5 protein-coding genes are annotated in these 6386 nt (G+C 58.2%); 2 read left to right on the top strand and 3 right to left on the bottom strand.

Annotation, left to right across the window (positions count from 1 at the left end; translation table 11 throughout):
• The first annotated feature begins 213 nt into the window (after nucleotides 1–213).
• Nucleotides 214–1416 (top strand): ATP-binding protein, encoded by a 1203-nt coding sequence (locus tag PGY33_RS07865; protein ID WP_270478075.1) that lies wholly within the window; start codon nucleotides 214–216, stop codon nucleotides 1414–1416.
• 208 nt (nucleotides 1417–1624) lie between these two features.
• Here PGY33_RS07865 and PGY33_RS07860 read toward each other — a convergent pair whose 3' ends face one another.
• The 3 genes from PGY33_RS07860 to PGY33_RS07850 all read right to left on the bottom strand — a co-directional run bounded on the left by PGY33_RS07860 (nucleotide 1625) and on the right by PGY33_RS07850 (nucleotide 5528).
• Nucleotides 1625–3199, bottom strand: coding sequence for a trypsin-like peptidase domain-containing protein (locus PGY33_RS07860; RefSeq protein ID WP_270478072.1), 1575 nt, complete (start codon nucleotides 3197–3199; stop codon nucleotides 1625–1627).
• Nucleotides 3200–3392: 193 nt separating this feature from the next.
• Nucleotides 3393–4844, bottom strand: coding sequence for a sensor histidine kinase (locus PGY33_RS07855; protein WP_270478070.1), 1452 nt, complete (start codon nucleotides 4842–4844; stop codon nucleotides 3393–3395).
• A gap of 3 nt (nucleotides 4845–4847) precedes the next feature.
• The gene (locus PGY33_RS07850; RefSeq protein ID WP_110435133.1) at nucleotides 4848–5528 is read right to left on the bottom strand and encodes a response regulator transcription factor; all 681 of its coding nucleotides are present in this window, start codon (nucleotides 5526–5528) and stop codon (nucleotides 4848–4850) included.
• Nucleotides 5529–5670: 142 nt separating this feature from the next.
• Between PGY33_RS07850 and tsaA the strand changes: the two genes are divergently transcribed.
• Entirely contained in the window at nucleotides 5671–6351 is a 681-nt protein-coding gene (tsaA, locus tag PGY33_RS07845; RefSeq protein ID WP_270478067.1) for a tRNA (N6-threonylcarbamoyladenosine(37)-N6)-methyltransferase TrmO, read from the top strand.
• The last annotated feature ends 35 nt before the right edge of the window (nucleotides 6352–6386 follow it).

Below are 6386 nucleotides of genomic sequence, written 5' to 3'. Positions count from 1 at the left end.
GTGCGACCGGAGCCTGCACAAGGAACCGCGGCAGTGCGACCGGAGCCTGCACAAGGAGCCGCGGCAGCGCGACCGGAGCCTGCACAAGGAGCCGCATCTTTAATTGTGCGATGTTGCCCTAAGGTTTCTCCCCTCATACTATGTTGAAATGAGCAAAAAAGTGTGCTATGCTGATTAGGTTATAAACTACAATCCTGACTGGAGTTGAAAACAATGGAGCTTTCCGCCCTTTCCCTGCGTCTGCGCGCGCTTTCCGTGCTGCGCGGACTGCTTCCCCATCCGCTGATGCGCGCCTACGGCGACACGCTGACCGCGCTCGACGGCACAGCCGCCAACTTTGCCGACCGCTACGGCGCACTGTGCGCGACCCGCTTCTCCTGCGGCGATATCGCGCAGGCAGTGCTCGACGCCGTGCACTTTGACACCAACACCCTGACCGATACCATCAACGCACCGGAAGCGGCTGTGCTCAACGCCGCAACCCACGATCTGGACGTGCTGAACGCTCTGCTCGCGCTCGACGGCGAAGCCTTCAAGTCCGCAGCAGCGGACAAGTTCTACGAGCCTGCACTTGAGGATCTGCCGGACTTCGAAGCCGCGGACTCGCTTCCGTTCTCCACCGGTGCGGCTCTTGCCGATTACTACCGCGAGGAGGGCTACGGCTTCTTCGCACAGTCCTCTGCGTTTGCCATGCAGGACGACGGCTCGGCGACCCCGATCGTGCATCCGGACGCCATCCGTCTGCACGACCTGCCCGGCTACGAAATGCAGAAGCAGAAAATCCTCAAGAACACGCTTGCCTTTCTCGACGGACGCGACGCCAATAACATCCTGCTCTATGGCGACAAGGGCACCGGCAAGTCCTCGACCGTCAAGGCGGTTGCCAATGAGTACGCCGACCGCGGCCTGAAGATCATCGAGATGTCTCCGCGGCATATCACCAACTTCCCCAAGCTGTTCGAGCAGACCCTGCGTTCGCCGTTCCGCTTCATCGTGTTCCTCGATGACCTGACCTTCAGCAGCGAGGACGACAACTTTGCCGCGCTCAAGGCATTTATCGAGGGCGGTCTGGCCGGAAAGCCGTCCAATCTGGTCATTTACGCAACCTCCAATCGCCGTCATCTCATCCGCGAGAGCATGGCTGACCGTCAGGGCGATGAGGTGCGCGTACGTGATACCCTCGAGACCGTCACCTCGCTGTCCGACCGTTTCGGTCTGGAGATCACCTTCTCCGTGCCGGATAAGGACGAGTATCTGTACATCGTCGAGCAGCTGGCCAAGGAGAACGACCTGAACCTTGATATCGACGAGCTGCACCTGCTTGCAGAGCGCTTCGCGCTGCGCCGTAACGGACGTTCGCCGCGTACCGCAAGACAGTTTATCAGCCAGCAGCTGGCGGAGCAGTATGGCAAGTAATTGAAGATGAAAAATGGAGAATGATTTCATTTTTCATTCTGTGTGCAGAAAAGGCAGATTTTCGTTTGAAAATCTGCCTTTTGTTTTACCATTTACGATATTGATATTGTAGGGCGGGGTGGTTTTACACCGGTGCCTGTCGTTATATACGGCGGGATGAGGTTATTCCGCCCTACACGAAACCGCTCCATTTTCAATCCTCAATTATTTACCAGCCGAACGAACCAAACGGACTGGAGAACCGATAGCTGCCGTAGCCGTCATTCTGCTGCGAATTATCGCTCTGGCTGCTCTGGCGCTGCTGGGTCTGGGCATTCGGATCATCGCCCTCGAGGTCGTGCGAATCGGTCAGCGTGATGGTGATATTGAGCGTCTTGCCAGTCGAAATACGGTATACGCTCAGCGTCAGCTTGTCGCCGGCCTTCTTATCCTGCTTGAGTTCGTTTACCTTATCCATGTCCGGGGTCGGGGTACCGTCAACGGCGGTGATGACATCACCGACCTGCAGACCCTCACCGGCTGCCTTTGCGCGGGAATCAATGGAATATACCTGCACGCCGGACACCTTGCCGTCCGCGGACTCAACGTTCTGGCCGGTGATGCCGATGGACGGACGGCCGGAAACGTAACCGTTCTGAATCAGCTCATCAACAATATCCTTGGCGGTGTTGATCGGGATGGCAAAGCCCATGCCCTCAACAGTGGCGCTGCCGAACGCATTGCCGGACAGCTTAGCGGACGTGATGCCGACCACCTGACCGTACTTGTTGATGAGTGCGCCGCCGGAGTTGCCGTTGTTGATGGAAGCATCGGTCTGAATCAGCGTCATAACACGGTCATTGACGGTCAGATCGCGGTTGATAGCGGAAATACGGCCGCCGGTGATGGTGTTCGCAAACTGTACGCCGCCGGGAGAACCGATCGCGTAGGCATACTCGCCCGGCTCCAGCTCATCCGAGTCACCGAACTCTGCGGCGGTCAGGTCGCTTGTCGGCGTTACCTTGATGACCGCAAGGTCGGTCTGCTCATCCGTGCCGATGATCTCGGCATCGAGAGAGGTGTCGTCGCTCAGCTGTACGGAAACCGACTGCGCGCCGTCCACAACGTGGTTGTTGGTGATAATGTAGCCGTCCTTGCTCATGATGACGCCCGAGCCGCTGCCCGTGCCCTCCGAGGTGGTGGAGATAACCGATACGACCGACGGATTGACCTTTTTGTAGATATCCTCACCGGCCATGCCGTCCGCGGTGTCATAGTTGTCCGAGGAATTGCTCGAATCAGACTCCGGCTTGCTGTTGATCTGCAGCGTCGGCGCGGAATCCGAGGTCGATGCCGAAGCGCCGGAATCGCTGTTTGCATTGCCGCCGAACGCCATATTGCCGACAACGGCGCCGCCTGCAAACAGCAGGCACGCAGCTGCTACGCCGCACAGGCCGAGCGCTAAGCCTCTGCTGTGCTTTTTATCCTTCGGGGTGTGCGGCTTCTGGCTCATCGGCGGAACCTCACCGAAGCCGGTCTGCTGCTGCGCCTGATGGAACTCCGGATGCTGCACCGGCGTCTGGAACGGCGTGCGCGGCTCTTCTGCCTGCGGCTGCTCGCTCTGCGGTGCCTGTGCAGGCTGTTCTGCCTCCGCCTGCGGCTGCTGCATCGGCTGCTCGCTCTGCGGAGCCTGTGCAGGCTGCTCGTTCTGCGGTGCGGTGTTCCGGGTTTCGGCGGCCGGCTGTTCGTTATTCTGATCGCTGCTGTTCAGCGGTGTTTTGTTGTTCATGTTGAAGTCGTCCATGATACTGACCTCCTGTTGTTATTCGCGGGAACATTCCGTTCCCTCTGTTGATGCTTCTATCATAGTTTCTCAATGTGGCAGTTTGTTGAAAACAATATGAATATTTTTTGAACACTATGTCAAGGTTCCGTGTAGCAGGTACACAATTCGCAAAAACTCCCACAGACCATTTGGGTCTGTGAGAGTTTGGAAATCAGGTGTTATTCTGTCGGTTCTGCTCCGGTGCGAGCGGCAGGGTGAACTCAAACTCGGTTTCGCCGCCGCCCGAGCGGACGGAGATCTCGCCGCCGTGCAGGTTGATGATGTTTTTCACAATGTACAGGCCGAGACCCGCGCCGGTCTTATCCATCGAGCGCGAACGGTCGGTCTTGTAGAAGCGGTCGAACACATGCGGCAGATCCTCCGCCGAAATGCCGATGCCGGTGTTGCTGATGGCGAATACGCACAGCTGTCCCTCCTGATGGACCTTCAGCCTCAGCGTACCGCCGTCCTCGATGAACTTTACCGCGTTATCGGTCAGGTTGTACACCACGCGGTACAGATGGTCGCGGTCGCCCATGACGGTCAGCCGTTCCTCGAGGTCGCACTGCACATCCAGCTTCTTTTTCTCAATCTTCTGCTCGAACGAGAGCAGGATCTGCGCTGTCATTTCGGTAAAGTCGAACGGCGCCGGACTGAGGATCAGCTCGCCGGACTGAATTTTTGCGGCATCTAGCATGCGGTTTACCATGCGGGACAGGCGTTTGGTCTCCTCCGCGATGATCTTCAGGTACTTGTCGCGCTGGTCGAGCGGAATCGTGCCGTCGATCATGCCGTCCACAAAGCCGCCGATGGTCGTCATCGGGGTCTTGAACTCGTGGCTGACATTGGAAATGAAGCCGCGGGTCAGTTCCTCAAGCTGGTCAAGGTCGCGCGCCATGTTGTTGAACGAGACCGCCAGTTCGTCAATCTCGTAGCAGCGATTGTCCTCGGGCACGCGCACATCGAAGTTGCCGCCCGCGAATTCCTTAGCGGCGGCGGCAATCGTCTTGAGCGGACGCGTGAAGTGCTGAGAGATCATGAACGAAATCACCAGCATGACCGCCAGTGTCACCAGCAGGATGAGCACGAGCGTCTGCGTCGAGTGACGCACCACGCCTGCCGAATTCGGGTCCTGCGTGGAGACGAAGATCATCAAATCCGCATCGCCGTTATCATCCTTGACACAGGTGCCCACCGTGTAAAACGAGGACTCACTCAGCACGCCGAGTGACCCGACAGACGCATAACTGCCGTTTTTGTGCATCTCCGCGACCACTTCGTTTGAGATATGATAGCCGGGCAGCGTGTAGGTCGTGCCGTCCGGCTTGGCGCCCATTTCAATGTTGCCGTCCGCGTCCGTGATGAGCACGGTCAGCTCATCCTCCTTCGCCACGCGCGCGATAGACAGCACGTAAATCTGACGGATCACGTCGGAGTCCGTGCCCTCGAGCAGCTTGCTCTGCTCGGCAAGGCTCTGCACGGTCGTGCGCAGCTCGGTCTGCTTGGCGTGCAGCGCGTAGCTGCTCATCTGGTAGCAGAATACCACGCCGGCCAGTGCAAACGCGCACACGATCAAAATCAGGTGGGCCACATAGTCCTTGAAGAAAAAACTGCGTCTGCCCATGGCTTACTCCTTGGTCTCAAACTTGTAGCCGACACCCCATACGGTTTTCAGCTCCCACTTGTCCGAAACGCCCTCCAGCTTTTCGCGCAGACGCTTGACGTGTACGTCAACCGTTCTCGTATCACCGAAATAGTCAAAGCCCCATACATCGTCGAGCAGCTGTGCGCGGGTGAACACGCGGTTCGGACTGGAGGCGAGAAAGTACAGCAGTTCGATCTCCTTCGGCGGCGCATCCACGCGCTTGCCCTTGATGACCAGATCGTACGCCTGCTTGTCGATCACCAGGTTGTCGAACGACAGCTTCTCGGGCGCATCATCCGGCGCCATGCGGCGGAACACCGCACGCACGCGCGCGATGACCTCCGGCATTTCGAGCGGCTTTACGATGTAGTCGTCCGCACCCATCTCCAGACCGGAAACGCGGTCGGCGGTCTCGCCTTTGGCCGTCAGCATGATGATCGGCACATCGCTCTCCGCGCGGATCTCCCTGCAGACCGCCCAGCCGTCCATCACCGGCATCATCACATCGAGCAGCAGCATGTCCGGCTTGTCGGACTTCCACTTTTTGATGCCCTCCACGCCGTTTTCCGCCTCGAGCACCGTGTAGCCTTCGCGCTCCAGATACAGGCGCAGCAGCTCGCGGATGTTGGCCTCGTCCTCTACGATCAATATCTTCTTGGGCATAGTTCTCCCCTGCTTTCCCAGTTTAATCTGATTCTATTATAGCGCGTTTTGAGGTGGAATGCATTAACATTTTGTAAAACACTGCTTTGCACCCGACGGTTCCTGTGCTATACTGAATATATCACCCAAAAGGAGAATTCTTATGTCACAGACGGTAGAAATGCATATTATTGCGCGGATACACAGCGATTTTCCCACCAAATTCGGCATTCCGCGGCAGAGCGGACTGGCGGACGTACCGGCGCGCATTGTATTCGAGCCGGAATACCGCAACGCGGATGCGCTGCGCGGCATCGAGGGTTTCTCTCACCTGTGGCTCATCTGGCAGTTTTCGGCAGCCGTGCGTGACGGCTGGTCACCGACCGTGCGCCCGCCCAAGCTGGGCGGCAACAAGCGCATCGGCGTGTTTGCGACGCGCTCGCCGTTCCGGCCGAACGAGATCGGACTATCCTCGGTGCGCCTTGACCGCGTGGAGCCCAACACACCGGACGGTCCGGTGCTGCACATTTCGGGCGCGGATCTGATGGACGGCACGCCGATTTTCGACATCAAGCCGTACCTTGCGTACACGGATTCGCATCCGGAAGCACGCGGCGGTTTTGCGCTCACGACCGATGCCGTGCGCGTGGAGTGTCCGGCGCAGCTGCTCGAAAAGCTGCCGCAGGAACGCCGTCAAACCCTGCTGAACGTACTCGCACAGGACCCGAGACCGGGGTATCAGCACGAGGCAGGCCGCGTGTACGGGTTCCCGTTTGCGGAATTTGAGGTAAAATTCACCGTGGAAGGTGACTTGCTGACCGTTCTGCAAATCGAGAGTCGCTAACTATTCTGCGGTAAATTTTACACGGTTCACGTACC

Origin of the sequence: Butyricicoccus sp. AF18-9LB, assembly GCF_027684505.1 — a bacterium.
In the GTDB taxonomy this organism is placed as follows: domain Bacteria; phylum Bacillota; class Clostridia; order Oscillospirales; family Butyricicoccaceae; genus Agathobaculum; species Agathobaculum butyriciproducens.
Note: the sequence above shows the minus strand (reverse complement) of the source record. Positions and strands in the feature narration are given on the sequence as shown.